Below are 26751 nucleotides of genomic sequence, written 5' to 3'. Positions count from 1 at the left end.
CTCCTCTATAAAGTGGCCGGACCAGGGACATTGTTCCTGCCAGGAATCGTTCTGATAAAAGAAATTAGGTGTAAGCTGGCGGTTTTCGTAGGGGTATGGAAAACGGGTGTCGTTGAGCCTGACATGGGCGGTACAATCCAACCCCAATCTGCATACAAGTTGCGCCCAGCCTGCCGCTCATATTTTTCATGGTGCATAAATTGTCGCGCTGCCGTATGATGATCGATGATAGTAACCCCGGCCAGCTCAAAGGAGTGTAGTACCGCTCGATTTAGCTCCACCAGAGCGCGATCTTTCCATAGCGTCCGATCTGAATGGGTCTCCAGGCCCATTGCTCTGGCGATGCAAGGAAGCAGATTGTAGCGCTCGACGTCGCCCAGGTTGCGCGCTCCAATCTCGGTTCCCATATACCAGCCATTGAATGGGGCTGCCGTATAAGAGATACCACCAATCTCCAATCGCATATTTGAGATTACTGGCAGTGCGTGCCATTTCAGACCTAAATCCGCAAACCAGGAAAACTCCGGATGGCTGAGCGTGACCTCCAGTATGCAATCGCGCGGTAACTCAAATATCTCGGGAGCATGACCAGGCATCTGGATGACGATAGGCAGTAGATCAAAGGCCCCTCCTTGCGCTCCCAGCCAGCCCAATCGCTGTACCGCCTCCGTCAGTTCAATATGCAGTGGATCGCCAACAACACAGCCATCCGCCTGTCGATAGCCTGCATAACGAATAAGTTGAGGATTCCAGATCCGAATCCCTGCATCTCCCGGGCTCTGAGGGGCAAATATAGTGATCATTGATTGTATCTTGCCGCGATTGGTAGCGAGGCGAATATGTTCGACCAGCGCCGTAAAGATATCCTGCGCAGTAGAGAGTGCGCGCATGTCACGCACGTGAAGCTTTTGCCAGTTGAGGCGACCAATGCAACGTGCATTGTTACGCCAGGCGACCATCGCGCCATAGGTAAGCTCCTCTTGTGTCTGCCAGTACGTGCCAGAGCGCTCGAGCTCGCTTCTCACTTCCTCTAATCTTTGCGCGTAACTGCAGGAAACCCTCCGCTCTTGATGAAATATGTGTAAGTAGTGTTGGGCTTCAATGAGAAGCTCGGGAGGTACTTTTGATGGGACATGCTGGTATGGCCTCTCGGCATTCTCTTTCAGCTTGAATTGATGTTGAAGTTTCATAGCGGTTAGATGTACTTTCCAGTACTTTTTACCTTTCTATTACAGAAATATAATCAAATTCATCTGGCATAACTTCTTATAAAGAGGTAGATTCCATTGAGAACCCCCTTTAAAACATAAAAACACTATTCAGAAGCTCTATACCAGTATTTATCAGTATCGCTGGTTGGAAGGTCCAGGGCCGTTTCAGTATCCGGAGGGTTCATAGTTGCTGTGTTCGACAAAATTATTTGTGGAGCAGAAATGAAGCCACTTGCGAAGGTGCCAGCGCCATTTTCACCTGTTCCATTTGTAGGAAAGGCATGGCTGGCTGCCTGCGTCTGATCCATATCAACAGCAGCCTGTGGACTATTGGTGTAATCGGGCACCAGGCTGCGCGTCCAGGAAGAAATACCACTTGCAGGCGGTTTGATAATGATCGGCGGCAAAAGCATACGCCGGAAGAGCCACAAACCAAAAATGAGGCCAAATAGCAGGCAGATGAAGATAATGGCAATAATCATCAGCATATGTGAAAATCCACTATCACCCGCCTGCTGCGATGCCTTATTTCCACTATTCCCATTGCGAACAACAGATACACGCGTCGGACTGGGAACAGGGGTGTGTACTGCCCGGGTTGGGGTCGCCGATACCGTAGGGGATGCGCTGGCCGTTGGCGCTGTAGCAGGAAGTGCTGCCGCGGTTGGGGATGATTGTAGGATAGGCGTAGTAGGGCTGGCGATTGGAGCCTGCGCGGGCGTAGGCGTAGGATAGGGAGTAGAGGTTGGCAAAGGCTTCGGGGTTGGAGTCGGAAAAGGCTGTGGGGTCGGGGTCGGACAAGCAAAAATCACGCCGCATGCGCTCCTTGCATAGGCATATTTAACCATGATCATAGAATCAATCCCTGTGCTAGCCACCAGCAAGAGTGCGACAATCAGAACGCGCACAGAGATCCAGCGCACCGCTATCTTGCGCCACTGCCACTTGCTCTGAGAGCACCCTGCTCCACCTGTCCGCTCTGGATATGGTATATCGTTCTTCATTTTAGAAATCCACCTCTCATCTGGATGTATCGTTGGGCGGACGCGTTTGCAGGGACAGCTGATATACCGATCCACCCTGCAAAACACCTTACCACCCTCAGATAGTTCACAACGTATAGGGAAGGTTAGGTTTTCTTACATAGCTAACTCGTTGGATTAAAGGACGCAAATATAGTATTGAAAGTTTGCGCATAAGCATCAAACATAGCTGGAGGTGCACTAAACTCGATTTTATAGGGCGTGCTCCGGTTAGAATATGCAACCTCAACCTTACCTGGCTGCCCCAACACAGAATCCAGCAGATTAACGGTGGCCACATTCCAGGGGATACCATGATAGGTAGCCGAACTCGTGCTGAGTAAAGTCCCCAGTTTCACATCCGGGTCCAACTGCAACAATTGATCTGCAGAAGCAGAGCTCGGGGACAGTACATCAATATTGACAAACACCGCGCTCGTTGCCGAGGGACGAAGCTGCACCATTTGTTGGTAACCACCACCAGTGGTGACATGCGTAACTACCCAGTTGGATGGGTACTGGAGCGTGAAGTATTGACCGCTATACACTTTCATATTAGATACAACAGGTACCGTTGGCAATGACGGTATGGTTGTCGGCGCTGGTGTCGCCACAGACCTGACTGTTGGCGTTGCCGTCGATGTAATCGTTGGTGTTGTTGTTGCGGATCTGGCTACCGACGTAGTCTGCGCCTGGAAGGACGCAAACATGGTATTGAAAACTGGTGTATAGGCGTCAAATTTATCTGCAGTTGAGCCAAACTCAATTTTGTAAGGGGTCCCCCCTGGTTAGAGTATGCAACCTCCAGTTTACCTGCCTGTGTATTGTCAGAACCGGTACGCTCAACAACACCAACGGTCCAGGGAATACCATGATAGGTAACAATACTCTTATTGAGCCGCGTCCCCAGTTTCACATCTGGATCTAACTGCAATAGTTGATCCGCAGAAGCAGAGCTCGGGGACAGCACATCAATATTGACAAACACCGCGCTCGTTGCTGAGGGACGGAGTTGTACCGTTTGCTGAGAGGCACCACCAGTGTTTACGCGTGTAATGACCCAGTCGGCTGGATACTGGATAGCAAAGTACTGGCTTCTATACTCCTTCATACTTGAGACTGGTGTTGTAGGCTGGCTTTGAGGCGTGCTTTTATGTATGAAAGTTGAAAAATTACCAACTGGATTGCCGTACAGTGCATAAGAGACTATTGGCCAGACAAAGATGGTGAGCAGCAGCATAGCTGCGACCACGCTAATGCCAAGCACACGCCAGTTCCAATGGAACGACCGCTGTGATCGTTTATTTGTTCTATGCGAAAGTACCGCACCAGTTGCTGGTCTGCCCTGTTTTTCTTTCTGAGCAGACTGGATCGTGGGCAACTCCTCGGTCGCGGGATTGTTGTAGACATTGGGAACAGACATATGATTGTTGATGCGCGCCCAGGCTTGTTCTAGTCGGCGATCCTCAGCATAGATACTTTGCAGATCGTGGGCGACACGAACCAACGGGTCTGCATTCTCAGGCATAGCCATCCGAGATTGCGAGAGATAGTACTCGATCTGCTCATCCACATTTTCAATGTTAAGCTTTTCGTCCTGCTCATCTGCGTTTTCTGCCGTACGCTTTACATCATCACTATCCATTAATCCGCTCCTTGCTAGGTGTGCAATATAGTCCTCGCAAAAAATTGAGCGAACGTAAAAGCAATGAGCGAACAGCGCTATCACTTTTATGCAGTTTGGATGCAATCTCTTTGGTACGCAAACCATCTCCAAAGCGCAGCTGCAACACCTGCTGCTGTAACTCTGGTAGTGCGGACAGATGGGCACGCAGCAATTCTATTTCTTCTCGTTCCACTATCGCTTTCTCCGGCGTGATCAGATCGGTATCGAATGGGCTATCTAACATTTCGTCCAGGGCTACCGCGGGATATCTGGTAACTTTCCGCTGGTAGTCGGCTACCTTGTTGCGTGCTACTCGCTGTAGCCAGGCAAATTGTTCTTCCATTTTCAATGTGGGCAGTGTTTGACTCTCAATAGCAGCTAGAAAAACTTCGACCAATAAATCATCAGCTTCTTCATTTGAATATATATATCTATGAATGTATCTTAAAATATCACGTGCATGTTTATCATAGAGCTTTTCAACCGGTGAACGGTCAAAGGCTTGCCGTTGTCGTTGATGCATAGTGCTCCTCAAGGATGATTTGAAAATCTCATATGGCTATCGGGAGTTACACAATAATGTTGCACGACGAACCAGAATACCAACCAAAATGGCTATCTCTGACCCATTTTTTAACCAGATGAGAGTTGCAACTGAAATATTAGCAGCCACAACGCTAACCCAAAAGTCTCTCTCAGAGGCACCAGACACTTTCGTTAGCGGCTCAATGTAATGTCAATTGACCTGTTATGCTGCTTCGCGCTACCGACAATCGCGCTGCTTCGGCACCGGATATGCAGATTGCCAAAGTACAAAAACCTTATACGCGAACAAATTTTTAGGGGATCTAACAAAACCGCGCAACATTTTTCTGATTTTTGCGATAACAAAAAGAGACTGTGAAAAATGCTCTTGAAAAACTGTGAAGTGCCAGGAATGATTGGCGGAACATTTTATAGTATGGTCTCAATAATTTCAAGAAAAATGCTTAGAATCTTGAAATGCTTACCGCTGATTGCGCAAATAGCTATTCCTCAAATGCTGAATTTGTTGGAATGTATGGAGAGGTTTGCAATATCTGTAGTGTGAGCCCGAAACGAGATATTGTTTGCCAGTTTTTACGACTGCCAACAGACCATATATGGTTGCATTGGCACAGGCAAACGTTGTAAGAAAAGGAGTATACCATGTTCAAATTTGGTAAGAAAAACGCAGAAGTCACAGAGCAGTTCCTGGAAGAGGTTACAGACGAGCAACTGGATCAGGTCTCGGGTGGTAGCCTGCTCAGTACTGTCAACCTGAATAGCATGGTCGATAGCCTCAGCAACGTTGCTAACCCGGTAACCCAGACCATCACTACTGTGAGCGGCAATAGCCTTCAGGTCCGCCCTGTTGTTGGTGTTAAGGGTACCGATTCAACACTTATTCCTAACACCTTACTTCCCTAACAGATGACAGATTTCCTGAACTGATGACAGACTTCGTGTTCTAAACTCAGGAATACCAACATGACAAGGCAAAGATATAACACAGTGCTGCCAATGTGTTAGACTTTGCCTTGTCTATTCATGAGGACATGTTATGCCGACGTCAGAACGACCTATCTTCCGAGAAGGTGCCATAGAGCGCTATCAGCAGAAACAAGAGCAAGAGGTATTGCTACGTGTGTCGTATCCACCTGCCTTGATCTTCTTCTGGATTTTCCTGCTCACACTTTTTGCTGCCGCTGGCTTCGCGCTCTCGATTCAGGTACCCATAGTCATCCAGGGTCAGGGAGTAGTTATAGAGCGCAAAGTAGCCGGGCAAGCCGGGACAGAGGTAGTGGCGGAACTCTTTTTCGCACCGGGTCAACTGGCACAATTGCATAACGGGCAGCCTGTAGTTGTCAGCATTGGCGCGACACCCACCAACGTATCTGGCATGGTCGAACATGTGGATAACAACCTCATTAGTCCAGATGAAGCACGTAGCCGCTTCAAGCTACAAGGAGGGCTGGCACAGGTAATCATTGGACCATCCAATACCGTCACTATCACTCTAAGTCCCACCGCTTCAACACGGGTATACGCAGGTAGCCTATGCAACGCTCAGATTCAGACGGGATCGCAGAGTGTGCTCTCTTTACTGCCTGGCTTCAAGCAAATTCTCGGGAAAGCAAAGGTATAGGTTCATGATGGAAAAGAAACAGCAGAAACAATTTTTAGGAAAAGGCTTAGCACGAAAAAATCAACAGAACCCCCAGGTGCCTCCTCGACTTTTGTTACCCAGCTTTTCTCGTGAAACTGAGCCATCGACCCCGTCGTTTTCTGCCAACCCTACCCTTCCTGAACAAAGCCAACAGACAAATAAGACCACAACCGCTGGTCCCCATCTTCTTTCATTGCCCAGTCGTCCAATACCGGCTGTCACAAAAAAAGAGATTTCACGTACATTCCCTGCCGCGCAACAAGATATGAGAAGACAGGGGCAAGCTCAAAAGAAGGCAACAGCAGCACCAATTCAAGCCTCCTCAACCCTGCAATTGGTCCAACCTGAAACACCGGAACCCAAACAACAATCATCGTCAGCTACATCCTCTCCTCGCCGCAAGAAACGCTGGCGTCGTGTCCATGAACTAAGACAGATGAGTGCGGTTGAATGTGGTGCCTGTTGCCTGGCGATGATCTTGAATTATTATGGCTGTTCCGTGAGTGTTTCGGATGTTCAGGAACGCTGCGGCGTGGGCCGCGATGGACTCACCGCACTGGCCATTGTTAAGGCTGCTCGCCAATATGGACTACGAGTACGCAGCGTTTCGTTGAAAAAGAACGATTTCCGCTACCTTACCTTGCCAGCCATTGCCCACTGGGAATTTAATCATTTCGTAGTTGTTGAGCGCTACTCTGGCAGACATGTCGATATCATTGATCCAGCAACAGGGCGCAGAAGATTATCATATGCAGAATTTGAAGAGAGCTTTACAGGTATCTTGATCATGCTTGAGCCAGGAGCAAGCTTCGAGCGGCAGGCGTCAACACGCACGCTTTCGCTGTGGACCTATCTGCGCACGCTACCAAACATGCAAGGGGTTGTCAGCCAGATTATTGGCATCTCTCTCTTGCTACAAATTCTCGGGCTCGGGGCACCGCTGTTGACGCAAATCATCATAGACTACATCATCCCGACAAAAGCTGCTAACCTCCTGATCATGCTCGGAATATGCATGCTCTTCCTGATTATGATGCAAGGGGTCATGAAACTACTACGTGTGTCTTTGCTTATCTATCTGCAAACACGTATTGATGCACAAATGATGCTGCACTTTCTTGAACATCTCCTTAGTTTATCCTATCGCTTTTTTCAGATGCGTCTGAATGGTGATCTGCTCGCGCGTACAGAGAGCAACTCGGCCATCCGCGACCTGCTAACAAGTCAGCTAATCTCTACCTTGCTCGACGGATCTTCTGTCATTATCTATCTGATCGTCTTGATAGTGCAGTCGAAACTATTTGCTGGCGTTACGGTGGTGATCGGCGCGCTTCAAGTAGGCTTACTGTTGACGACGGCCTCGGCGATCCGCCACCTGACCATGCGCGATCTGATTGCTCAGGGAAAAACGCAAGGCTACCTGAATGAGGTCCTGGCCGGGATTGCGACTGTGAAGGCAGCCGGAGCGGAACAGCGAGCGCTGGCTCGCTGGACAAACCTCTTTTTGACGAAATGAATATCTCTAACCAGCGCAACTATCTTCAGGCCATCGTCGGTATTGCGTTTGAGATCCTGCAGTTCCTATCACCTCTGCTACTGCTCTGGATAGGAGCTACCCAGGTAATCAATGGCACAATGTCAGTGGGCTCTATGCTAGCGCTCAGTACCCTGGCGGTTTCATTTCTGGTCCCACTCAGTTCATTGGCTTCCAGTGGACAAAAGCTACAGATAGCGCATGCGCATTTCGATCGCCTGGCTGACGTGCTTGGGAGCGACCCGGAACAAGACCTCCAGCAGGTTCAGCTCCCCCCCAGGTTACGAGGGAGCCTCGAACTAAGGCAGGTAAGCTTTCAGTACGATCCTAATACGCCACCTATTTTGAATGATATTGCGGTACGTATTCGGCCCGGACAAAAGGTGGCACTGGTCGGCAAAACAGGCTCAGGCAAGAGCACGCTGGGCAAATTGCTCATCGGCCTGATAACCCCGACCAGAGGCGAGATACTATATGATGGTATACCGCTGCAGAAACTCAATTATCAGGAGGTAAGACGCCAGTTTGGGGTTGTCCTGCAGGAAGCGTTCATTTTCAGTGGATCGGTGCGTGAAAATATCGCGTTCAATAATCCGGATATGGATATGAAGCAGATTATGAGAGCCGCTCAAGCGGCAGCTATCCATGAAGACATCGAGAAGATGCCGATGGGCTACGAAACATTGTTGTCAGAAGGCGGTAGTGTCTTTTCGGGTGGACAACGGCAACGTCTGGCATTGGCGCGCGCGCTGGCAAACCATCCCGCTCTGATCTTGCTCGACGAGGCCACCAGTGCCCTGGATGTTACGACCGAGCGGGCGGTTGAGCAGAGCCTCAACAATCTTTCTTGCACCCAGATCGTAATTGCGCACCGCTTAAGTACGATCCGTAACGCAGATCTCATTCTGGTACTGGATCAAGGGCGTATCGTGGAGCAGGGCACCCATAAGCGTCTGCTCCAACGCCGTGGTTTCTATGCACGTTTAATTGAGATCCAGGTGGAAAATGGTGAGATTGGAGTTGCCTGAACAGCATTGCTGGCATGCATGTTAGTGGTGAGGATCACCAAGGGCACGTTTCAAAGCTGCAATCTGATCTCGTGCGGCGGTCCGGGTCACCTGTGCGTCCGGGACCATCCTGAAACCGTGGTAGGCTCCGGGATAGATATGGAACTCCGTTGGCACCCCTGCTCGCGTGAGGCGGCGAGCATACTCCAGATCTTCTTCCAGAAATAGATCCAGGGCTCCGACATTGATGAATGTGGGAGGGAGGCCCTCTAAATGCTCAGCGCGTGCCGCCGCCGCGTATGGCGAAACATCGGGCAAGCCTGGTTCCTGGCCTAACAGGGAGGTCCAGCCAAAGCGATTGGCTTCACGAGTCCATATAAATTCTCCAGTGTATGGATGCAGTTCTGTCAATGTACAGGTGCGATCATCGAGCATGGGAGCGATCAGAAGTTGGAATGCCACGGAGATCTCCCCCCGATCACGAGCGAGCAAGCCAAGCGCAGCGGCCAATCCCCCTCCTGCGCTACTTCCCCCAATCGCGATGCGAGATGGATCAACTCCAAGTTCGCTCGCATGCATATGCAGCCACTTCAAGGCGGCATAACAATCCTCGACTGGACCAGGATGGCGTGTCTCAGGAGGCAAGCGGTGGTCTACCGAGACAGCCACACATCCAATGGCTGACACTATGTTTTTTACCAGGGGATCTTCCTGTTCAGGAGTGCCCATAATATATCCACCCCCATGTATCCAGAGCAAGGAAGATCGCGCTGCCTCCACCGAGCTCGGCAGGTAGACCAGTACCCGCACCTCGGGTGCCCCTTCTGGACCAGGCACAAAGCGCTCAATCACCTCAATGTCAGGAAACGGAGGAAGGTTCGAAAGCTTTTGAGATCTCATTGTCTGCTCCCTGGCCCGCACCTGCTTTACGATTTCTTCAGTCAGTTCTACGTTGGGGATCTGATCAAGTATAGCTGCAAGCTCAGGATCAACAAGAGCTCTGGTCGTCATTATCTATTCCTTTCAACATACTGAGCATCGGGGTCCGGCAGTCAAAGAAGATTACCGATACAGCGGACGCAGCAGGCACGATACATTGCTGCATGAAGAGATTGTGCCTGCCGCACACGTGCCCAAGACATCTTAACCTTTTTATGGCACTAAAGATTGTACAGTTTATCGAGGAAATGCGCAAGATATGGCATGTCATTCAGCATATCTATAAATAGTAAACTGCGTCAAATCCTGGTCTATCTTACTTCTGGTGATGCCCACCGCTTACTTCCTCTGGAGGGTGATTTTTCCTATTGGAGTTCCTGGCCTGCGACAAGGTGTGGGAAAACACGCTTTCCCGTCTGTCGCCTGGAGGAAAAGAAGCATATCTAAAGATAACTTCTTCTGCTAGAATAAAGTCAAATGATCTCCTCCCGAAGTGAAAGGATGGGTGCAAAGATGGATCTTGAGTCAGTTTTTTCTGCTAAGGAAGCCAACTCGCAAGGTGTTGATCTGTATCACGCACTTGGTGGGATGGATACCTGCCGAAGACTCGCGGTAGCCTTCTATGCTCACGTTGAGCACGACCCGATACTGCGTCCGTTGTATCCACCAACCCTCAAAGGGTGTCCTATCGAGGCACTTGCTGCCTTCTTCATCCAGTTCTTCGGTGGACCATGCGAGTATGCGTCACGTCGGTGGTCACTCTCCCTGCGCGAAGCGCATCTACGGTTTGCCATTGGACAGAAGGAGAGAGATGCCTGGCTCACCAATATGGTTCTGGCGATTGATGAGATACATATCAAGGAGCCGATGCGCAGTGCCTTACGCTGGTTTTTTGCTCAATCGTCAACCTTTTTCATCAACCAACCATCAGAGGCAACGAATGAGTTTCCTTCACTCCTGCCGCAGCCCGTTGAGCGCCAGAATGAACGGGAAACCTCTCGCCTTCAGCAAGACATCGAAGAGCGGTGGCAGGCACAACAGATGCTGGAGGATCTGGTCGCCGCCGTGCGCCAGGGAAACGCCGGTGCTGTTCTGGCAGTGATCGAGAGCCCTATGGTGCAGGCTTCCTTTACCAGGGACCGCGCAGCATTCCTGAGTTTTCTCGCGATCCTGAGCAGCAGCAATCAGCATGCTCTACTGGACTATGTGCGTCAAACACTTATTAGCATCCCTGACCTCGTGCAGGAGCGTTTCACCTACGACCGCACGCTCTTACATGAGGTGGCAGGCCAGGGGAGCCTCACTATTGTGGACCTCCTTCTGCATCTGGGAGCAGACGCCAACGCGAGAGACCAATGGGGACACACTCCGCTGTATTTCGTCGGCAATGCGTTACATGGAGCGCAGGGAGCCACAATCGTTCGTGCCCTGACCCATAGTGGTGCCAATGTCAACGCTCAGGAGAAGCTCAAACACTGCACAGCACTCCACATGGCAGCGCGCCGGGGAAACGTTTTGGTTGCTGAAGCGTTACTGGATTGCGGAGCCGACGCAGAGGCACGAGACAAGTTGGGCGATACACCTTTGCATCGTGCAGTCAAGTGTGGAAAGACAGACATGGTGGCTTTCCTCATCTCACGAGGAGCCGATCTTCATGCAAAAGGGAAGGGCGGATTGACTCCGTGGCAGGTTGCACGAGGCGCGAACATGAAGCGACTTCTGCAAATTCACTCGTGAATGAAACGCATGCATGTGAGCACTCAATCGGGATCGCACACAGACGAAAGATTTTTATTAGCCCGACAAGCAATTAACCCACGTTTTATTGTAAGATAAAGGTTCAGGGGGAGACCCATCCTCCACATCCAGTATCATTTTCACGAGGAAGAACAAGCTACCCATTAGAAATGATCTATGGGCTACTTTTTGTTTTTTGGCCTTCCAACGAAAGAGACAATGATGGAGATGTTCATTCTCAAGCTCACATATTTGTTGTAAGCAGTAGACAGTAGAAAAGAGGAGCAACCCGATGGAATATAGACAACTTGGTGGTTCTGGACTGAAAGTTTCCGCCTTAGCTTTGGGACGGCTACCTTTGGCGGTGGGAATGCTTTTTTTAGCGCCTGGGGCAATACTAATGTGGATGAGGCACGTCGCCTGGTCGATATCTGCCTGGAGGCAGGCGTCAACCTGTTCGATACAGCCGACGCCTATTCTAAAGGCCTGGCGGAAGAAGTTCTTGGGCAGGCCATCGCAGGACGGCGGGACCAGTTGCTTATCTCGACGAAGGCAACTTTCCGCATGGACGATGGACCGAACGAACTGGGTTCCTCGCGCCATCACCTGATCAAGTCCTGTGAGGACAGCCTGCGCCGCTTGAAGACAGATCATATCGATATCTATACGATGCATGGCTTCGATGCACTTACACCTGTCGAAGAGACGTTGCGGACACTCGATACACTGGTCCAGAGTGGCAAGGTACGCTATATCGCCTGCTCCAATTTCTCTGGCTGGCACCTGATGAAGTCTCTAGCTACAGCGCAGAACTACGGTTGGACACGTTACGTGGCCCACCAGGCTTTTTACTCTCTGGCCGGACGTGAGTATGAATGGGAACTGATGCCGCTCGCGCTCGATCAGAAGGTCGGCACTATCGTCTGGAGTCCACTGGCCTCTGGTGTCCTTTCAGGAAAGATCCGCCGCAACCAGCCAGCCCCCGAGGGCAGTCGTGTAAAACAGATTGGCTCTGAAGGATCTCGTATCTCCGACGAGAAGTTGTACGAGATCGTGGATGCACTCGACGAAATAGCTGAGGAGACGGGCAAGTCGGTGGCTCAGATCGCCTTGAACTGGTTACTGCAACGTCCCACAGTCGCCAGCGTCATCGTCGGCGCTCGCAACGAAGAACAGCTCAAGCACAATCTTGGTGCGGTTGACTGGAACCTTACAGCCGAGCAGGTCACAAAACTCGACAAGGCCAGCGAGATCCCTACCATCTATCCATACTGGCATCAGCGCCCCTTTGCCGAGCGCAACCCGCTAGCGGTCCCATTTTATAAAGACCGTTAAGAAGAGAAACAACACAAAAACACCCGTGAGGGTCAATTTTATGTGGCCCTCACGGGTGTTTTTGTGCTTACTTGTATTGCTGGTTGCTTGCCAGTGATAGCAACCGGCGTAGATTCTTGATAGAGAGCCGTTAGCATCGCCAACGGCAAGGGGCGATGCAGCAGTGCATATAACTCAGGATCAGCATCCAGGAGTTTTCTCACAGCAACCTGGCCACATGGAGTACTTGATATATATGCATCGATCTGATCAGCGCTTAATAGCTGAAGCTGGACAACGCTATGTGGTTTTACTGGTTCCTGGAAACGCTCGTAGTCCATGTTGCGGCAACAAAGCACGAGTGGGATGTGAGGATAAAGATTTTGATAGGCGTTGATAGCCTGATAACAGATGCACTGGAGCTCCTCACGTATAGTATCGAAGCCATCGAGTAGAACAAGGAATTCCCCCGCATTAAACTTACCCGTGGGATACAGTGTCTTCCATTCTTCATCTAACCACTTCTCCAGAGGCTGGCATTTTGTGGTCCAGGATGCAAGGTGGAACATCACAGGAATCGGTGCTTGCTCATCCTGCTCAGCCTGCAGCAACAGGCCGCGCAACATTTCCAATAACAAAGTCGTTTTTCCTGCACCCTCATCACCAAGAATAATAAAGCGATGACCGCTTGCATGATACGCATTAACCAGATCCGAGCTTGAGATAGGCACCTGCTGAGCTGACTTCAGCGCATCCGCCATCGTCCAGGATAATAACGATATATGAATATAGGAAATATTAGTCAGGGAAGGTTCTAGTGCACCCTTAATCCAGGTATCATGTATTTGCTCCAATACACGTTTTCTTCTTTTTGCCCTTAGCATCATCATTACATTTTATATCCTACCCATTAAATTCAAGCCTATTATACATAATCTTGGCCAAATTTAACATCTTTTACAATAAAAATACCAGCAGGTAAGATTTATGTTACTTGCTGGTATTCCCCAATCAGCATACCAGTAAAATAGACGTCACGTACTATCAACTAATCATGAGCAAATCTCATTATTAGATAGCTTTTAACTTAAAACGTATTAAGCTTATCATTTTGATAGCGCCTGATAGCGCACAGGGCTTTTTAATGTTCCTCTTTGGCACGGGTTGGTAGTGTGCGTGGTAGGCGGCCGCGGCCGCCTACCACGCACACTCCACACCTGAAAGAAGGTTCATCGTATCGCTTGCTCGTGATCTCTGGACGAACATTAAAAAGCCCTGGATAGCGCGCACCTGACTTGACGGATGCTCATCTTAGAGCGTACAATCTTATTGTAAGCTACATACAAATAATTAGTAAAAAAGTGGCGCCGCTACGACTATACCGCCAGCGTACGCTGACAGAACCGGACCTGTGCGCGCTTCCATCAAATATCGACCTTGCAAGGAGTCCATTAATGGAACTGGGTATCTATACATTCGCAGATATGGCGCCTTCCCCACATACGGGTGAGAGAATCAGTCCTGCACAGCGTCTGCGCAACCTTATCGAGGAGATTGAACTGGCCGACCAGGTTGGCCTGGATGTTTTCGGGGTTGGGGAACACCATCGCCCTGAATATGCCGTCTCGGCGCCCGCGGTAGTCCTGGCAGCGGCGGCCGAACGTACGCGAAAGATCCGCCTGACGAGCGCGGTCACCGTCTTGAGCTCTGATGATCCGGTGCGCGTATTCCAGAATTTCGCGACCCTGGATCTGCTATCCGGTGGACGCGCAGAGATCATGGCTGGCCGTGGCTCATTTATCGAGTCGTTCCCGCTCTTCGGCTATGACCTCGACGATTACGAGCCGTTGTTCGCCGAGAAGCTCGATCTCCTACTTCGTCTCCGCGAATCAGAGCGCGTCACATGGTCGGGACAGTTACGGCCCACCCTCGATGATCTCGGTGTGTATCCTCGCCCTATCCAGAGCCCTTTGCCGGTCTGGGTCGCAGTCGGCGGTACGCCCGCCTCGGTGGTGCGTGCGGGCACGCTTGGCCTGCCACTTGCCCTCGCGATCATTGGAGGTGAGCCTGCCCGCTTCGCTCCTTTGATCAAACTCTACCGTCAGGCCAGCCAGCAGGCCGGACATGATCCAGCAATCCTACCAGTGGGGATCAACTCGCATGGCTATGTCGCTGACACCTCCCAACAGGCAGCCGACGAATTCTTCCCGGATTACGCATCAATGATGAATAAACTGGGCCGGGAGCGCGGCTGGTCCGGCTTCAGTCGAGGGAACTTCGATGCATCCCGTTCGCTACGCGGCGCGCTGCTGGTTGGCAGTCCCGAGGAAGTCATTGAAAAGATCCTTTATCAACACAAAATCTTTGGGCACCAGCGCTTCTTGATGCAATCAAGCCTCGGAGCTATGCCCCACGACAAGATCATGCACTCGATAGAATTGTTCGGCACCAAAGTTGCCCCATCATCCGTCGTGAAACCGGCCAAACCTCTGTTCCCGCCTGACCTTTGATGGACACACATAAGCAAAGTACAACTGCCTCGGGTCCACTTTCTGAAAGTAGATCCGAGGCAGTTATGTGAAAACAGTGACGCCCGGCATTCTTTATTGGCAATAATACCCGGCCATAGACCACTGATTGGAGTTTGTGCCTGATCCCCAGACTGTCCAGGAGCCGGAAAAATCAGACTTTTATAGCGCCACGGGAAATCCTCTATTAGAATAATGTACTTTGTGATCCTGATGTGTTATGCTAGAAAAAGCTATTCAAAAACTTCTATGCAGCCAGGATAAACAACGTATGCACCAGAACGCGAAGCCTCCTAAAGTCGACCGACGCGCCGAACTTTTAAAAGTCTCCCGGGAAATTATGGCCGAGAAAGGCTATGAAGCCACTACCGTTTCAGCAATCGTAGCCAAAGCTGGTGTCGCTCAGGGAACGTTTTACTGGTACTTCCCTTCTAAAGCCTCGATCGTTAAGACTCTCACTATAGAGATGCAGAATGAGGTCCAGGCGGCACTTACCAACGTGTTCACGGCGCCCGCATCCGTTGATTATAAGATAGAGAGAAGCATTGAAGAGATATTCAGCATCTTAAGCAATTATCGAGATGTGCTGGCCCTCGCGCGGCTCGTCGATTCTGCTTCGGATAATGAGGTTGTCTTTGCGCCCTACCATCACCTGATTGCCGACCTGCTGCGCTATGAGCAGGAACGAGGGACGATTACAAGCTCCATTGATCCTGGTATCGCGGCAGAACTCATCGTGGGATCTGTCTACTATGCTAACCTCCAATGCTACCTTTATCACACAACGCGTCCGGTAGAGCAGTATATTGCAGGCACAGCCCAATTTGTTCGTCAGGCGCTTGGTCTGGCTTGAAGGTGGAGCTGAAACAAATATTATCCTGACAAGCATAAATTCTTGCCTTACTCTTCTCTACATGTATTCGCTCAGCTTTGATTTTCCACCATTTTTGCTATTCTTTTCGCCTTCACTTGACAAGTGCAACAGCTATCCTTTATTTTTGTATATAAGTACATTGATTGAGAGTCAGTCAGTTAGTTGCATGCATATGATTGTTCCAACTGTATTTAATTGAATATGCGCTTACTGACAGGCTATACATGTGTTGTGGCGCGCAGTATCAAGCAAAAAACGGCAAGTAAGGATCAAGGCTTGTAGCCTACCATGAGAAAGAAGGTAGGATCTCAGTATAGAGCAAAGGAGGCTCTTGCGATGGCTAATCATGATGATTCAACTATCGTTGAGGTTCAGGCCACGGAAGCCAGTGCTGGAGGAAAAACAGCCGGCACCAATATCTTAAAAGAGCGGGCGCAGTGGATGGGGAAACAACTGGCAGCGACCCAGGGATGGGTGACTTTTCGTCTTCAGCGGTTTAAGCAATCAAAGAAGAGTCCGGAACAGAAGGACGACTGGCGACAATGGTCACGCTTTCGCCTCTGGCGCAAAACACGCCCATTCGCGGGCGCGATCCTCATAATGATCGCGGGCCTGCTGGTGCTCTGGGGCCCTGTCGCATTGCTTCCATTCGCGCTATTGCCAGGTAGTAATATCTGGGCTGGAATACTGGTTGGTGGTCTGCTCCTGGTTATGGGCCTCATCCAGTTACTGGCACCTTCCAACGCACTGGTGGTCGGGGCAATTGCCGTTGTCCTCTCACTTGTGTCGCTCTTCGTTGCTGCCGGTGGCTTTGGTATCGGTATGTTACTGGGCATCATCGGCGGAGCGATGGGAATTGCCTGGCAGCCCGTTTCTCGCTCTCGAAGTCGTTCCCACTACAAACATCCATCACCCATCAAGCTACCCTTTCTTCGATCCCGTTAATCCACCCTTATTTGAAAGCAGGTGCAAATTTTTATGGAACAGGAACATTTCATGGAGGAAAGCCTGAACAGTCCAACTCTTCACGACGAAGAGCACAAGCAACCTGAACAAAATCCAGCCATCGGAACAGTCAATAGGTCAATATTTTGGACGGTAATGCTGGTAGCCCTGTTGTTGCTCAGTGGCATCACCACTCTTATCAGCAAAGGGGCGATTGCCATGGCGGCGGCAGTACCTGTCCCTGTAACGGTGACGGCATCATCGATCAAAACGACGAGGTTTCGCCTCTATCCAGGAATCTCCCAGGCTGATAGTACATCCCCGGTCGCCGTGAACCAGCTTGACGGCACGCTCTCTAATCTGGTGATTACCAAGACGGTTTCGATGCCAGTTATTGGCAATGTTACCGTCACCTTGAAGGCGGGGCAAAATACGTCAGTCTCCACGACTGGTCTTACGACCGACCTGGCGGGCCTCTCCTCTGATTCGGCCACCTTCGGGGACAGGCTGTGAGCAGTAATGCCAATGGGAACGCCTTTGAGATCGATGCACAGGCCGCTACCTTGAACAATGTCACCATCAATGCGCCCTACATGATTGCCAACAGTATGACCTTGCCAGGGTTGACGCTCTCGGTCAAGTAAAAGGATACGTCATATCCCGCCGGGGGCCTACCTGCACAGGCTCCCGGTTCTTCAGCCTGGATAGATGCTCTTACTAGCTAGATAAGCTATATTGTTCAGCGGGGCTGCTTTCTTTATTATCAATGATAGGAACAATCCCGCTGCGAGAAGAGAAGGAGATGATGTGTATTCTGTACGACATCGTGTTATACGATTATGTATCCCCATCCTCATGCTGGGCTTGATCATCGAGGGGCTACTCCTGGTTATAAATCCTGTTGTGGCTTACGCACAGCCGTTAAAAGCTCAGAACGCGCTGAGTGCTTTCGCGACCTCTGGTACCAAAGTGCACTATACGGCAAATAGCGCAACGCATGGCTTCGAGGCTGCGGGCAATTATACATTGGAAGCAAGCGAAATCATCGGGACAAACGCGCATTTAAATTTATTGTCTGATCCACTCTATCCCACGCTCACTTTTACAGCGGCCACAATGAGCGGATTTAGCTTAAGCCATCCATTCTATAGTACGGCACTCCTACTCTCGTCAAATGGTACAGTCACAGCGACGGGGGTGGCGATTAAAACCAGTTTGTTCAAAGATGTGGGTACCGCGCTCAAGAGTTTCGCGAATAAAGCCGACTTGCTTGTACTCGCTACGGGCGGTACCGTGGGACAATTGGTGATGAAGAACGTGAATCTAACAGTGGATCACTCTCTGAATACTGATACCTTCGCTGCCGCTGGCTTTCACCTGGCAATTACCACTAATCTTCCCAACATCACAGCCGTACCACCATCTGACGCACCAACGCCAACCACGACCCCGAGCGCGACATCAACCGCGACTCCGTCTCAGAAGGTAACACCAACGCCAACCGCAACTCCTGCGCCCGGCCCTACACCAGTCGCAACGCCCACGCCAACACCGCCACATAAAAAATGCCGCTGCCTGTTCTTGATTTGCTGGTGCACATCCTCTTCCTAGCAAGAAGAGTCCCTTCACAATTGTGAGGAGACTCTTCTTACCCTTGCCAGTCTATCGAGGGAAGCCCTCAACTCAACTACTATGTGACCGCCTGGCCGTAATGTACTGTGCGGATGAGGAAGCAGGACAGCAACTTTTCAATACAATTGAGCAAGATACAAAAACAAAAACAATGTTTTTGACACTATAGTTATCTCTATCAATACAAGTCCATCATAAGCAATCCCGCCAGGCAAGAAAGAGAGAAATATGATACTCCCACGTACACCCCTGCCTCTGCGGATAGAGGCATATACGCCAGCGCAAAAAGCGGCCGTTGTGCGCGTTTTTCAGGATCTTACCTCGTCCTTTCCTTATGTAGCGGAAATGACAGCAGCGCTATTTGAAGAGCGTGTGTCCAACAAAGCCTATTTTGATCCTCAAAGCTTGCTGATCGGCTATCGCGGAGATCGCGCGCTGGGTCTGTTCCATGGTACATTCGGCCCTCCTAGAGAGAAAGATCAGGCCCTGGATGGAACGCGGGGGAATATCCGGCTACTTCTTTTTCCGCCGGAGGATGTTGTGCTGGGAAATGCGTTACTGGAACAAGGATTGACTTATTTACAGGCACAAGGAGCACGTGAGATCCTGGGCTGGTCCAGCTTTGCTGGCTATCCTTTTTATAAGGGCATCTATATGGGGACAGAACCCGTGCTTGCGACCAATCTACCCCATGTCATTGTCAGACTGGTGCAGAAGGGATTTCAATTACAGCAACATTCCATCTTTCTTAGCAGAATGTTGGATGCAGAGGTTCCTTTTTCATTGGTGAACCAGTCTCTTGATCTGAGGGATGAAGCGCTGGTATTTAGATCTGCATGGCAAAAAGAGTCATGGTATGGGCTGCAACCTCAACAGATTCACGCCTTGATCGATGGTGAACAGGTAGGGCAATTGCTCTGGGCCCTGCTACCAGACCTACGGAGCAAAAGGGGCCACCTGGTGGGATCGATCGCCAGCCTATCAGTAAACCCACACTTTCAACGACGAGGCATCGGGAAAACTCTGGTAGCCGCAGCCTTAAACAGAATGTATGCGGCAGGAGCCAGGGAGGCAACGGTAGCGACAACGCAAGATAATACAGCCGCTCTCCATACCTATTATGCCTGGGGGTTTGTGGAGAAAGAACTGCTACTGGGATATGGATACCAGGTACCAAAAACAGCTCCAGCTTCACAGAAAGAGGTATAAGTATGGTTGATACTCCATTCCGGCACCGGGTACTCCTGGGCTGGATCAATGATATCTCGACGATCGCACGCAAAGGAAAGCGCTGGCCGATTATCGACCTTGATGAGCAGACCTTACGTGATTATCGAGAGCTATTTCCAATCCTCAAACAATGGGGATTTGATACGGTAGCTATCTGGGGTCTGTTTATTAGCCATAGTTGGGAGCCAGACATCGAACACTCCATCAGCGAAGAGCGCAAGCGAGCTATTCATAAACTACTTGAGATGGCCCATGCGCAGGGAATTCGTGTACTGGGAGGATTAGGTCTATATAGCTGGGGTTTTGAGGAGATTATTCGGGTGCATCCAGAAGTTGCCAGGGATGAGGGCAGATTTTGCTGGGGCAGTTTTGTCGCCAATAATGGGGTGGCCATGTGCTACAACACGGAGCATTCTAAAGTATGGCAACGCAAGGTTATCGATTTTATGGGCGAGTTCCCCTTGATGGCTTTGAGATACAGTCCGCCGATCAGGGGAGATGTGCTTGTAAGCACTGCCAAGAGATGGGAGAGATGGAGTACCATGCGGCCATAATTGCTGAGTTTGGGGCGTACATTCGGGCCAAATGGCCGACGATGACAATCGCGGTGAGCGGCTGGGGCATGTCGTTTCGCCAGGAAACGGATATCCCCTATCTGCGCAAGATGAGCGGCCCATTGGACTATATTACGGATGTAACAGACCAATCTATCGCGAGCCCCAGGCCGCTCCGCAAGCAGATTATCCAGGCCCTGGACAGTAGCTTTGGTTCACTGGGAGGGACTATCATGGTTCCCCCACAACGCTGGGGCCGCCAGCGCTGGTTCTTGCCACACGCGGAGTTAAGCCGCAGCCGGATTGCATCCCTGGCAGAGGATGGAGGGAGCGCGTTTGAGTTTTTTGCTGGTCCACTGGTAAATCCGCAATATGAAATGATGACAAAATTTGTAGGAACGATACTCACACAACCAACAATGAGTACGAAAGAGGGCCTTGCACTGGTCGTGGAAGATATGTTCGCGCCACGTAGTTCAGGGGTACGAGAGGAGTTGGTACAGCTGTTTTTACAGGCTGAAACAGACTATTTTTCCAGGATAGAGCCAGTGTCAGGCGAATTTGATTTTGAGCCGCTGATTGGTGAGGAGGCTGGTCCACCAATCTACCTGGATCGTTTGCCCGCTGACACAGTACAGCAGTATCGACATGATCTATATAGCTGGAACGAGGCATTTGCGCCCCTGATAAAGGCAATGCATAAGACAGAGGCGGCCATAAAAATAGTGCATTGTGTGCATGCCGTGCTGCGAGATATAGATGATAAGATGACCAGTGGCACAAAGCAATCGTAACCGCCGCTTGCTCAAGGCTAGCTTTTTCCTGGCTCTACCCCCTGGATCGATTTGCGAAAAGCCGATGGTGTTTTCCCTTCCAGACGCTTGAAATTGTGAATCATCGAGTATTGGCTAGGGAAACCCACCAGCCGCCCAATCTGCTCTATGCTCTGGTCAGATTTCATCAGCAGGTATTTTGCCCTGGTGACTCTGCGCGAGATCACATACTCTAAGGGCGTTATATGGACATGTCTTTTGAATTCGCGAATGAAGTGGTATGTACTAATATTTGCGATGTTTGCGAGCTCCTCTACCGTCATCCTCCGCTCCAGATGTTGTTCGACCCACTGTTTTACCAGCGCAATCCAGGCAGGTTGTGGCAGCTCCCTTCCAGCATTAGCAAATAGAAAACCATAAAATTGCATAAGGAGAAAATAGATCAATGCTGAAACTTGTGCTTCCCAGCCTGGTAACTGCTGTTCAATATACGCCAGAATCTTCGTGAATAGCGGCACGATGAGCCCTGGCTCCGCTTGCAGAATAACAGGATTTTGCTGCTGAAGCCAGCTTCCTGGCAGTTGAACCATGTCGTGACACTGAAAATTCAGATAGAAAAATTCATAAGGCTCAAGCTCGTCGGCGCAATAGCCATGGCGAGCCTGAAGATTTAGCAGCACCAGATCGCCCTTCGTAAACACATAAGGCTCACTTTCTACAAAGAGTTTTCCTTTTCCCTCCGTCACATAAAAAATTTCATAGCTATGCACATTACTGCGGAAAAGTCGTTCGTCGGGAGAGGTTTTCGCGAAGCCTGCGATGGAGCAGTAGAGCAGATTTTCCTGTACATGCTGGCTCACCAGAGGTAAAAAAGTCACATGATCCCTCACACACTTTTCCTCCTTAAAAAGAGCAAGATATCAATACAAGTAAGCAAGATAGAAATATTGAAAAAGTAGAGCTAACTGTATACTTATTGGTATCCAAAGTCAATAGAGGAGCAAGAATATGGAAGGAAAGTATGCTTACTACTGTTCCGAGGGAATATTGTTTGATTTTTGTGAAGGGAAACGCTTAGAAGGCAGGCTCTTGAATAGCGCGGCCACGCTGAGCCTTTTTAATCCACATCCGGAGAAGGCAACAAGTGTGCTGCTGACATGCTATTTTGTGGAGTTGGAGCCAATCACAAAAGGGCCTTTTACACTTGAAGCAGAACAACTGCGCCAGATCCATCTTCATGAGCCGCTGATGCTCCTTCACAATACCCATTATGCGCTAAAAGTTGAGGCGGATCTACCCATTGTCGCCCAACATACAACCAGCGATTTCAGCCCATTTGCGCAAGTGCCTAATGATATGGAGACAGTGACCCTGTATGCCGGGCCTCTAGGCAAGAAAGAGACCGCCTGGTACTTTACCGATACCTGGATGGGAACGAATGATAAGCGCAGCTGGTATGAACATGAGACACTCAGCATTAGTAATCCCAATCAGGAAGCTGCTGATGTCTGCTTGAAGTTCTTTGGCTCGTATGCCACAGGTGAAAGGGTAGAATTTGAGCGCGAGGCCCACATCACTATTCCTGCGGAACGGGTGATCCCGCTGCGTTTATGGGAACTGGCAGAAGTTCAATTTAGAGGAAGTGTGACCGGTGGCGGAATACATGAGAAAAGTGTGGATTTTTCAAGCTGGCTGAGATCGAGTGTGCCGATTATTGCTCAGAAAACGCGCAGGGCCTATAAGCAGTTTGATACGGCTATTCATGGGACCTGGACCGTCATCGGCACACCATGTGGTGGTTCAGAAAGTGCTTTTTCAGGGGGGCAAGATGCATAATCTGACGGAATGGTATTATCCTGGTGGATATATTTACGCGGTAGGCAATTTACCGGCCGACCAGGATGATAACTGGTTTACCTCTTCGGAGGGCTGGGAGCTCTTCTTTCTTGGGAATCCCACCCCTGTAGGACAAGAAGTTCAACTCCGTTTTTATTTCAGCGCCCAGGAACCGGTCGATACCACTTTTCTTGTCCCGGCCAGAAGTTCCAGGCTATTTCCCATCTTTGAACGAAAATATAGCGATCTCACTGGCGGCTATAATTCTCCCTTCGGCATCCGCATCCAATCCCAACAACCCCTCATTCCCCATATTACCAGAGCCGAATTCGAGCCCTGGACCGATACGCTGCCGGGCGCGATGTTTGGCGTTACCCCTTACCAGGGCCCATTAACAAATGAAACCAGCTGGGCGATTGCGGACGGCCTGGTCACTGACTCCGAGGAACACCCACTGGTCTTTCAAGAATGGATTCAGGTGTTAAATCCTAACGACGACGCGACATCCCTTCTTGGAACGATCTATCTTCCAGATCGAAAAATCCAGTTCCAGAAGGAGCTGCCTGCACAGAGGGTACTACTCTGTAAATTAGAAGAGCTGGCAGAGTTACCAAAGGGCGTGCCTTTTGCGCTAAAAATTGAAGCGCAGGAGCCAGTTGTCGTGCAACAGACGCGGCGAGGATTAGAGAAAGGGGCACATCCTGCAACCAGATCTATCCTATCTACACTAGGTGTAGTCTTGAACACGTGAAGAATGAGAACGTCACCCTTGTCCAACCCTCCGAGAGGCCAGGGGATGAAGATAATTTTCTTCTAGGCAGGTGGATGGCTCTCGCGCTGGTGCGGCAAACGTGAGATTACTCCCTCACGCCAGGCAAAGACAGCAGCCTGAGTTCGATCCAGTAGATGGAGCTTGCTCAAAATATTGCTGACATGACTTTTCACGGTTTTCTCGCTGATGACCAGCCGACGAGCAATTTCGCTATTGGGAAAGCCTTCAGCAATGAGGTGCAGAACTTCCTGCTCGCGTTCACTCAACTGAGCATATTGAGCACCATCAGTTTTCGGAAGGCTCTCTAATTCCTGGGCGATACGCGCTGCCACATGAGGATTCATCATCGATTCACCAGCTGCGGCTTTGTGTACCGCACTGGCTAGTTCAGACAATAGAACGTCTTTGAGAAGATAGGAGAGCGCGCCTGCGCGAATGGCAGGAAAGATATGCTCATCATCGTGGTAGGAAGTAAGAACAATTACCTGCGAGCGCGGGCTGCGCAGTTTCAGAAGGCGCGTGGCCTCAATCCCATCCATCCCTGGCATCACAAGATCCATCAATACGACATCGGGAGCCAGGTCAGCGGCTAGCAGAACAGCCTCGCCACCAGAACCGACACTTCCGACCACGACAAAGTTCGGTTGAGCCTCCAGAAAGGCTCTCGCACCTTCGCGCACCAGGGCGTGATCATCTACAAGGAGAATGGTAATCAGTTCACTCATACATATTCTCGCTTTCTCTCGTTCCTTTGTGGTTGCGTTGCTTGAGCGAACGGGATACAACCAGTCACGACCGTCTCACCTGGAGCACTGCGGATGTGAAGTGTGCCTCCATACGCTTCCAGGCGCTCGCGCATATTGGCGAGACCATGTCCACTATTTGCTACCTGCTTGACTGCGAAACCTTTGCCATTATCAGAAATATGCAGGCATACATGCTCTGCTACTTGCTCTAATTGTACCCGGATCTGACTGGCCTGACTATGGCGCGCTGCATTAGCCACTGCTTCCTGGGCCACACGGAAAAGCGCTTCCTCGATTTCGGGACGTAGCAGCGATAACTCAGGTGCCTCCGACACCTGAAAATCGCACGCAACACAGGTTTGTTGTGACCACTGGCAGATAGAGTCGCGCAACGCAGCCTGTAAACTTTGCCCAACTAATGCTCCAGGGCGCAACTGCTGAAGAACGGTCTTCAACTCCTGGCGCATCTGGTCCGCTAATTCTCCGGCTTTGCTCAGCGATCCTTGCGCTGCAGCAATATCATCTGGTAGCCGCGATTGGGCTGCACCGATTAGCAGGGTTAGTGCGAACGCCTGCTGCTTCACAGAGTCGTGCAGGTCGCGCGCCACACGCTGGCGTTCTTCCAATGACGCCAGCTGCTGCCGCGTATGCAACAACTGCTGCACTTGTAGGGCCATGTGGTTGAGATCCTGAGCAAGTTGGCCCAGTTCATCGGGCGAGCGATCAGCTATATGAATCTGAAAATCACCATTGCTCCAGGCGTGAGCGGCTGACGTGATTTCTCGCAAACGCCGGGTAATCCGCTGAGCGGTAAACATACCAACGATTGTACCAATCACGCTTACAACAAGAATGAGCAAGAGCGCATAGGGTAATAGTGGCGAGAGTTGCGATGATCCTCCCTGGGGTAACCATGGGAAGAGGTTGCCCAGCGGACCAGAGATATTACTCAGGCCGCGTGCAGCAACAAAGAGTACACCGCTCACGCTCTGCTGATGATCCAGGATAGGGACTGCCACAAGTGTTTGTCCATCAACCTGCGTGGTGACAAGCTTTGCGAGATCCTGTTCATTGGCAAAAGCTGCCTGGATGACCTGTTGCGCATCCTGAACATTAATTTGGATTTTGTGCATAAAAAGCGTGAGCCTGGCTGGATTACCTGTCGCGAAGCTGGCCGGCATGATGGGAACCGAGGCAGCCAGCTGACCTGTTGGCTCAATAATCATTACAGCATCAGTCTCTGTCGCGTTCAATTGTGTCACGCCTCGAGATTGGCCGGGTTTCGCTGCCTGCTGGCTCTGTACGAAATTCACCAACCAGGAATTAAGGGTGCTCGTATGCTGACTGGTGATTGGATGTGGTATCTGGGGGGCAACCTGGCGCGTCAGCAGTTGCGCCAGTTGTTGCGCTGGAGGAAGCGAGGGAGAGAGAGCAAACAAGGCCAGCGCCACGCCAAGCAGAATTGGAATGGCTATCACAACGACCAGAATGTAGGATAAGGAAAGTTGCCACTGTAATTTATGGAGTGGCCGAAACAGGCAATACATTTACTTCTCTCCTTGTTTCTCCAGATTGAGTATTGATGAACAAATAACATCAATACACCCCCGAACGCAAGCTCCGTTTCCCAGCTTACATTTGGATGCGTCCACTGACTATCCTTTAAACCAACTCGTAAATTCTTCATCCATATAGACGGTTGACCCGGTGTCGCGCTGCATATTAGCCTGAACATCCTGTTGGGTAATGCAACCCATACTAAGCCAATGGTTATTGGCATATTGTAGGGCCTGAACCTCTACATTGCGCAACTGAGTTTTCGTCAGGCCCTGTTGGGTAGCGATCTGCGCGATCGTTTTGCCCGCCAGTACACGTGCCTGTATCTGCGCGACAGTCAAATGCATGCCTCTAGCTGTCTGCTGCTGGATCACATCGAGTGGTTGACGGGCACCAGTACAGCCAGCAGGTTGTTTAGCTGCCGCGCTGGATTTGCCTGCAGGGATGTTATATATGGCGGAAGTATCGTTGTGTGAGGTCAATTGCCAGATCAACACACCTCCCCCACCAAGGATAACCAGGCTGCCGCAGAACAGGAAGAACAGCGCAGCTATATGCCCGCGCTTCTTGCGTTCGAGTCGTTTGTCCAGCGGTTGCTGCCCTGCATATGCCGCTGGTGAATCGTTTTCAGGAGTGTTTCTGGTATCATGCATTGGGTGATCCTCCTTTTATTCATAGCGTAACGC

General features: G+C 50.5%; 27 protein-coding genes and 1 pseudogene. 17 read left to right on the top strand and 11 right to left on the bottom strand.

The genetic code is table 11. From position 1 onward, the window contains the following. Positions 1 to 5: 5 nt before the first annotated feature. The 5 genes from EL645_RS18460 to EL645_RS18440 form a co-directional block, all read right to left on the bottom strand. Positions 6 to 1190, bottom strand: coding sequence for a nitric oxide synthase oxygenase (locus EL645_RS18460; protein ID WP_218031914.1), 1185 nt, complete (start codon positions 1188 to 1190; stop codon positions 6 to 8). Between the two features lie 125 nt (positions 1191 to 1315). Beyond that, a complete protein-coding gene (locus EL645_RS41130) occupies positions 1316 to 2215 on the bottom strand; it encodes a hypothetical protein (protein ID WP_126551859.1) in 900 nt (299 codons plus the stop codon). 143 nt (positions 2216 to 2358) lie between these two features. Next, positions 2359 to 2847, bottom strand: a complete 489-nt coding sequence (locus tag EL645_RS18450) for a hypothetical protein (protein ID WP_136625237.1) — start codon at positions 2845 to 2847, stop codon at positions 2359 to 2361. A 59-nt stretch (positions 2848 to 2906) separates the two neighbouring features. Then, positions 2907 to 3878 (bottom strand): hypothetical protein, encoded by a 972-nt coding sequence (locus EL645_RS18445; protein ID WP_126551857.1) that lies wholly within the window; start codon positions 3876 to 3878, stop codon positions 2907 to 2909. Further along, complete coding sequence (locus EL645_RS18440; RefSeq protein ID WP_126551856.1) at positions 3871 to 4422, bottom strand: RNA polymerase sigma factor; 552 nt, start codon at positions 4420 to 4422, stop codon at positions 3871 to 3873. The genes EL645_RS18445 and EL645_RS18440 overlap by 8 nt, the downstream gene beginning before the upstream one ends. A gap of 665 nt (positions 4423 to 5087) precedes the next feature. On the opposite strand from EL645_RS18440, the gene EL645_RS18435 reads away from it, so the two are divergent. From EL645_RS18435 to EL645_RS42780, 4 genes are all read left to right on the top strand, one after another. Then, a complete protein-coding gene (locus EL645_RS18435; protein ID WP_126551855.1) occupies positions 5088 to 5348 on the top strand; it encodes a hypothetical protein in 261 nt (86 codons plus the stop codon). Between the two features lie 133 nt (positions 5349 to 5481). Then, positions 5482 to 6066: a hypothetical protein gene (locus EL645_RS18430; RefSeq protein ID WP_126551854.1), complete on the top strand. Its 585-nt coding sequence runs from the start codon at positions 5482 to 5484 to the stop codon at positions 6064 to 6066. Positions 6067 to 6070: 4 nt separating this feature from the next. Then, positions 6071 to 7603, top strand: coding sequence for a peptidase domain-containing ABC transporter (locus EL645_RS42785; protein ID WP_246035403.1), 1533 nt, complete (start codon positions 6071 to 6073; stop codon positions 7601 to 7603). After that, the gene (locus EL645_RS42780) at positions 7600 to 8649 is read left to right on the top strand and encodes a peptidase domain-containing ABC transporter (protein ID WP_246035402.1); all 1050 of its coding nucleotides are present in this window, start codon (positions 7600 to 7602) and stop codon (positions 8647 to 8649) included. Before EL645_RS42785 ends, EL645_RS42780 begins: the two co-directional genes overlap by 4 nt. Before the next feature lie 21 nt (positions 8650 to 8670). On the opposite strand, the gene EL645_RS18420 is transcribed toward EL645_RS42780, so the two are convergent. Next, the gene (locus EL645_RS18420) at positions 8671 to 9639 is read right to left on the bottom strand and encodes an alpha/beta hydrolase (RefSeq protein ID WP_126551853.1); all 969 of its coding nucleotides are present in this window, start codon (positions 9637 to 9639) and stop codon (positions 8671 to 8673) included. A gap of 441 nt (positions 9640 to 10080) precedes the next feature. Between EL645_RS18420 and EL645_RS18415 the strand changes: the two genes are divergently transcribed. Both EL645_RS18415 and EL645_RS18410 read left to right on the top strand, forming a co-directional pair. Next, positions 10081 to 11304, top strand: coding sequence for an ankyrin repeat domain-containing protein (locus EL645_RS18415; protein WP_161977464.1), 1224 nt, complete (start codon positions 10081 to 10083; stop codon positions 11302 to 11304). Between the two features lie 292 nt (positions 11305 to 11596). Then, positions 11597 to 12639: pseudogene (locus tag EL645_RS18410) on the top strand (aldo/keto reductase). 38 nt (positions 12640 to 12677) lie between these two features. Here EL645_RS18410 and EL645_RS18405 read toward each other — a convergent pair. Continuing rightward, positions 12678 to 13472 (bottom strand): NACHT domain-containing protein, encoded by a 795-nt coding sequence (locus EL645_RS18405; protein WP_161977463.1) that lies wholly within the window; start codon positions 13470 to 13472, stop codon positions 12678 to 12680. 600 nt (positions 13473 to 14072) lie between these two features. Between EL645_RS18405 and EL645_RS18400 the strand changes: the two genes are divergently transcribed. The 9 genes from EL645_RS18400 (at position 14073) to EL645_RS18370 (ending at position 21175) form a co-directional block, all read left to right on the top strand. Next, on the top strand, positions 14073 to 15128 hold the full coding sequence (locus EL645_RS18400) for an LLM class flavin-dependent oxidoreductase (protein WP_126551850.1): 1056 nt from the start codon (positions 14073 to 14075) through the stop codon (positions 15126 to 15128). 289 nt (positions 15129 to 15417) lie between these two features. Further along, entirely contained in the window at positions 15418 to 15999 is a 582-nt protein-coding gene (locus tag EL645_RS18395; protein ID WP_126551849.1) for a TetR/AcrR family transcriptional regulator, read from the top strand. A 357-nt stretch (positions 16000 to 16356) separates the two neighbouring features. Then, complete coding sequence (locus tag EL645_RS18390) at positions 16357 to 16965, top strand: DUF6114 domain-containing protein (protein ID WP_126551848.1); 609 nt, start codon at positions 16357 to 16359, stop codon at positions 16963 to 16965. Between the two features lie 33 nt (positions 16966 to 16998). Next, complete coding sequence (locus EL645_RS18385; RefSeq protein WP_246035401.1) at positions 16999 to 17478, top strand: DUF6230 family protein; 480 nt, start codon at positions 16999 to 17001, stop codon at positions 17476 to 17478. Next, positions 17475 to 17609 carry a hypothetical protein gene (locus EL645_RS44305; RefSeq protein ID WP_281276324.1) on the top strand — a complete coding sequence of 45 codons (135 nt, stop codon included), beginning with the start codon at positions 17475 to 17477 and terminating at the stop codon, positions 17607 to 17609. The genes EL645_RS18385 and EL645_RS44305 overlap by 4 nt, the downstream gene beginning before the upstream one ends. A 163-nt stretch (positions 17610 to 17772) precedes the next feature. Then, positions 17773 to 18576 carry a carbonic anhydrase gene (locus EL645_RS39365; RefSeq protein ID WP_161977462.1) on the top strand — a complete coding sequence of 268 codons (804 nt, stop codon included), beginning with the start codon at positions 17773 to 17775 and terminating at the stop codon, positions 18574 to 18576. A 249-nt stretch (positions 18577 to 18825) separates the two neighbouring features. Beyond that, on the top strand, positions 18826 to 19806 hold the full coding sequence (locus tag EL645_RS18380; RefSeq protein WP_126551847.1) for a GNAT family N-acetyltransferase: 981 nt from the start codon (positions 18826 to 18828) through the stop codon (positions 19804 to 19806). A 2-nt stretch (positions 19807 to 19808) separates the two neighbouring features. Then, positions 19809 to 20381, top strand: a complete 573-nt coding sequence (locus tag EL645_RS18375) for a hypothetical protein (RefSeq protein ID WP_126551846.1) — start codon at positions 19809 to 19811, stop codon at positions 20379 to 20381. After that, complete coding sequence (locus EL645_RS18370; RefSeq protein ID WP_126551845.1) at positions 20360 to 21175, top strand: hypothetical protein; 816 nt, start codon at positions 20360 to 20362, stop codon at positions 21173 to 21175. Before EL645_RS18375 ends, EL645_RS18370 begins: the two co-directional genes overlap by 22 nt. A 17-nt stretch (positions 21176 to 21192) precedes the next feature. Here the strand turns inward: EL645_RS18370 and EL645_RS18365 are convergent, their stop codons facing one another. After that, positions 21193 to 22044, bottom strand: coding sequence for an AraC family transcriptional regulator (locus tag EL645_RS18365; protein WP_126551844.1), 852 nt, complete (start codon positions 22042 to 22044; stop codon positions 21193 to 21195). A 118-nt stretch (positions 22045 to 22162) separates the two neighbouring features. Here EL645_RS18365 and EL645_RS18360 point away from each other — a divergent pair, with 118 nt between their 5' ends. Then, on the top strand, positions 22163 to 22990 hold the full coding sequence (locus EL645_RS18360) for a sensory rhodopsin transducer (RefSeq protein ID WP_126551843.1): 828 nt from the start codon (positions 22163 to 22165) through the stop codon (positions 22988 to 22990). After that, entirely contained in the window at positions 22983 to 23741 is a 759-nt protein-coding gene (locus EL645_RS18355) for a sensory rhodopsin transducer (protein WP_161977461.1), read from the top strand. The genes EL645_RS18360 and EL645_RS18355 overlap by 8 nt, the downstream gene beginning before the upstream one ends. Before the next feature lie 62 nt (positions 23742 to 23803). Here EL645_RS18355 and EL645_RS18350 read toward each other — a convergent pair whose 3' ends face one another. From EL645_RS18350 to EL645_RS18340, 3 genes are all read right to left on the bottom strand, one after another. Continuing rightward, on the bottom strand, positions 23804 to 24487 hold the full coding sequence (locus EL645_RS18350; protein ID WP_126551841.1) for a response regulator: 684 nt from the start codon (positions 24485 to 24487) through the stop codon (positions 23804 to 23806). After that, a complete protein-coding gene (locus EL645_RS18345; RefSeq protein WP_126551840.1) occupies positions 24484 to 26055 on the bottom strand; it encodes a HAMP domain-containing sensor histidine kinase in 1572 nt (523 codons plus the stop codon). Before EL645_RS18345 ends, EL645_RS18350 begins: the two co-directional genes overlap by 4 nt. A gap of 108 nt (positions 26056 to 26163) precedes the next feature. Then, complete coding sequence (locus EL645_RS18340; RefSeq protein WP_126551839.1) at positions 26164 to 26718, bottom strand: hypothetical protein; 555 nt, start codon at positions 26716 to 26718, stop codon at positions 26164 to 26166. Positions 26719 to 26751 lie beyond the last annotated feature (33 nt).

The organism is Dictyobacter kobayashii (assembly GCF_003967555.1).
Classification (GTDB): Bacteria; Chloroflexota; Ktedonobacteria; order Ktedonobacterales; family Ktedonobacteraceae; genus Dictyobacter; species Dictyobacter kobayashii.
Note: the sequence above shows the minus strand (reverse complement) of the source record. Positions and strands in the feature narration are given on the sequence as shown.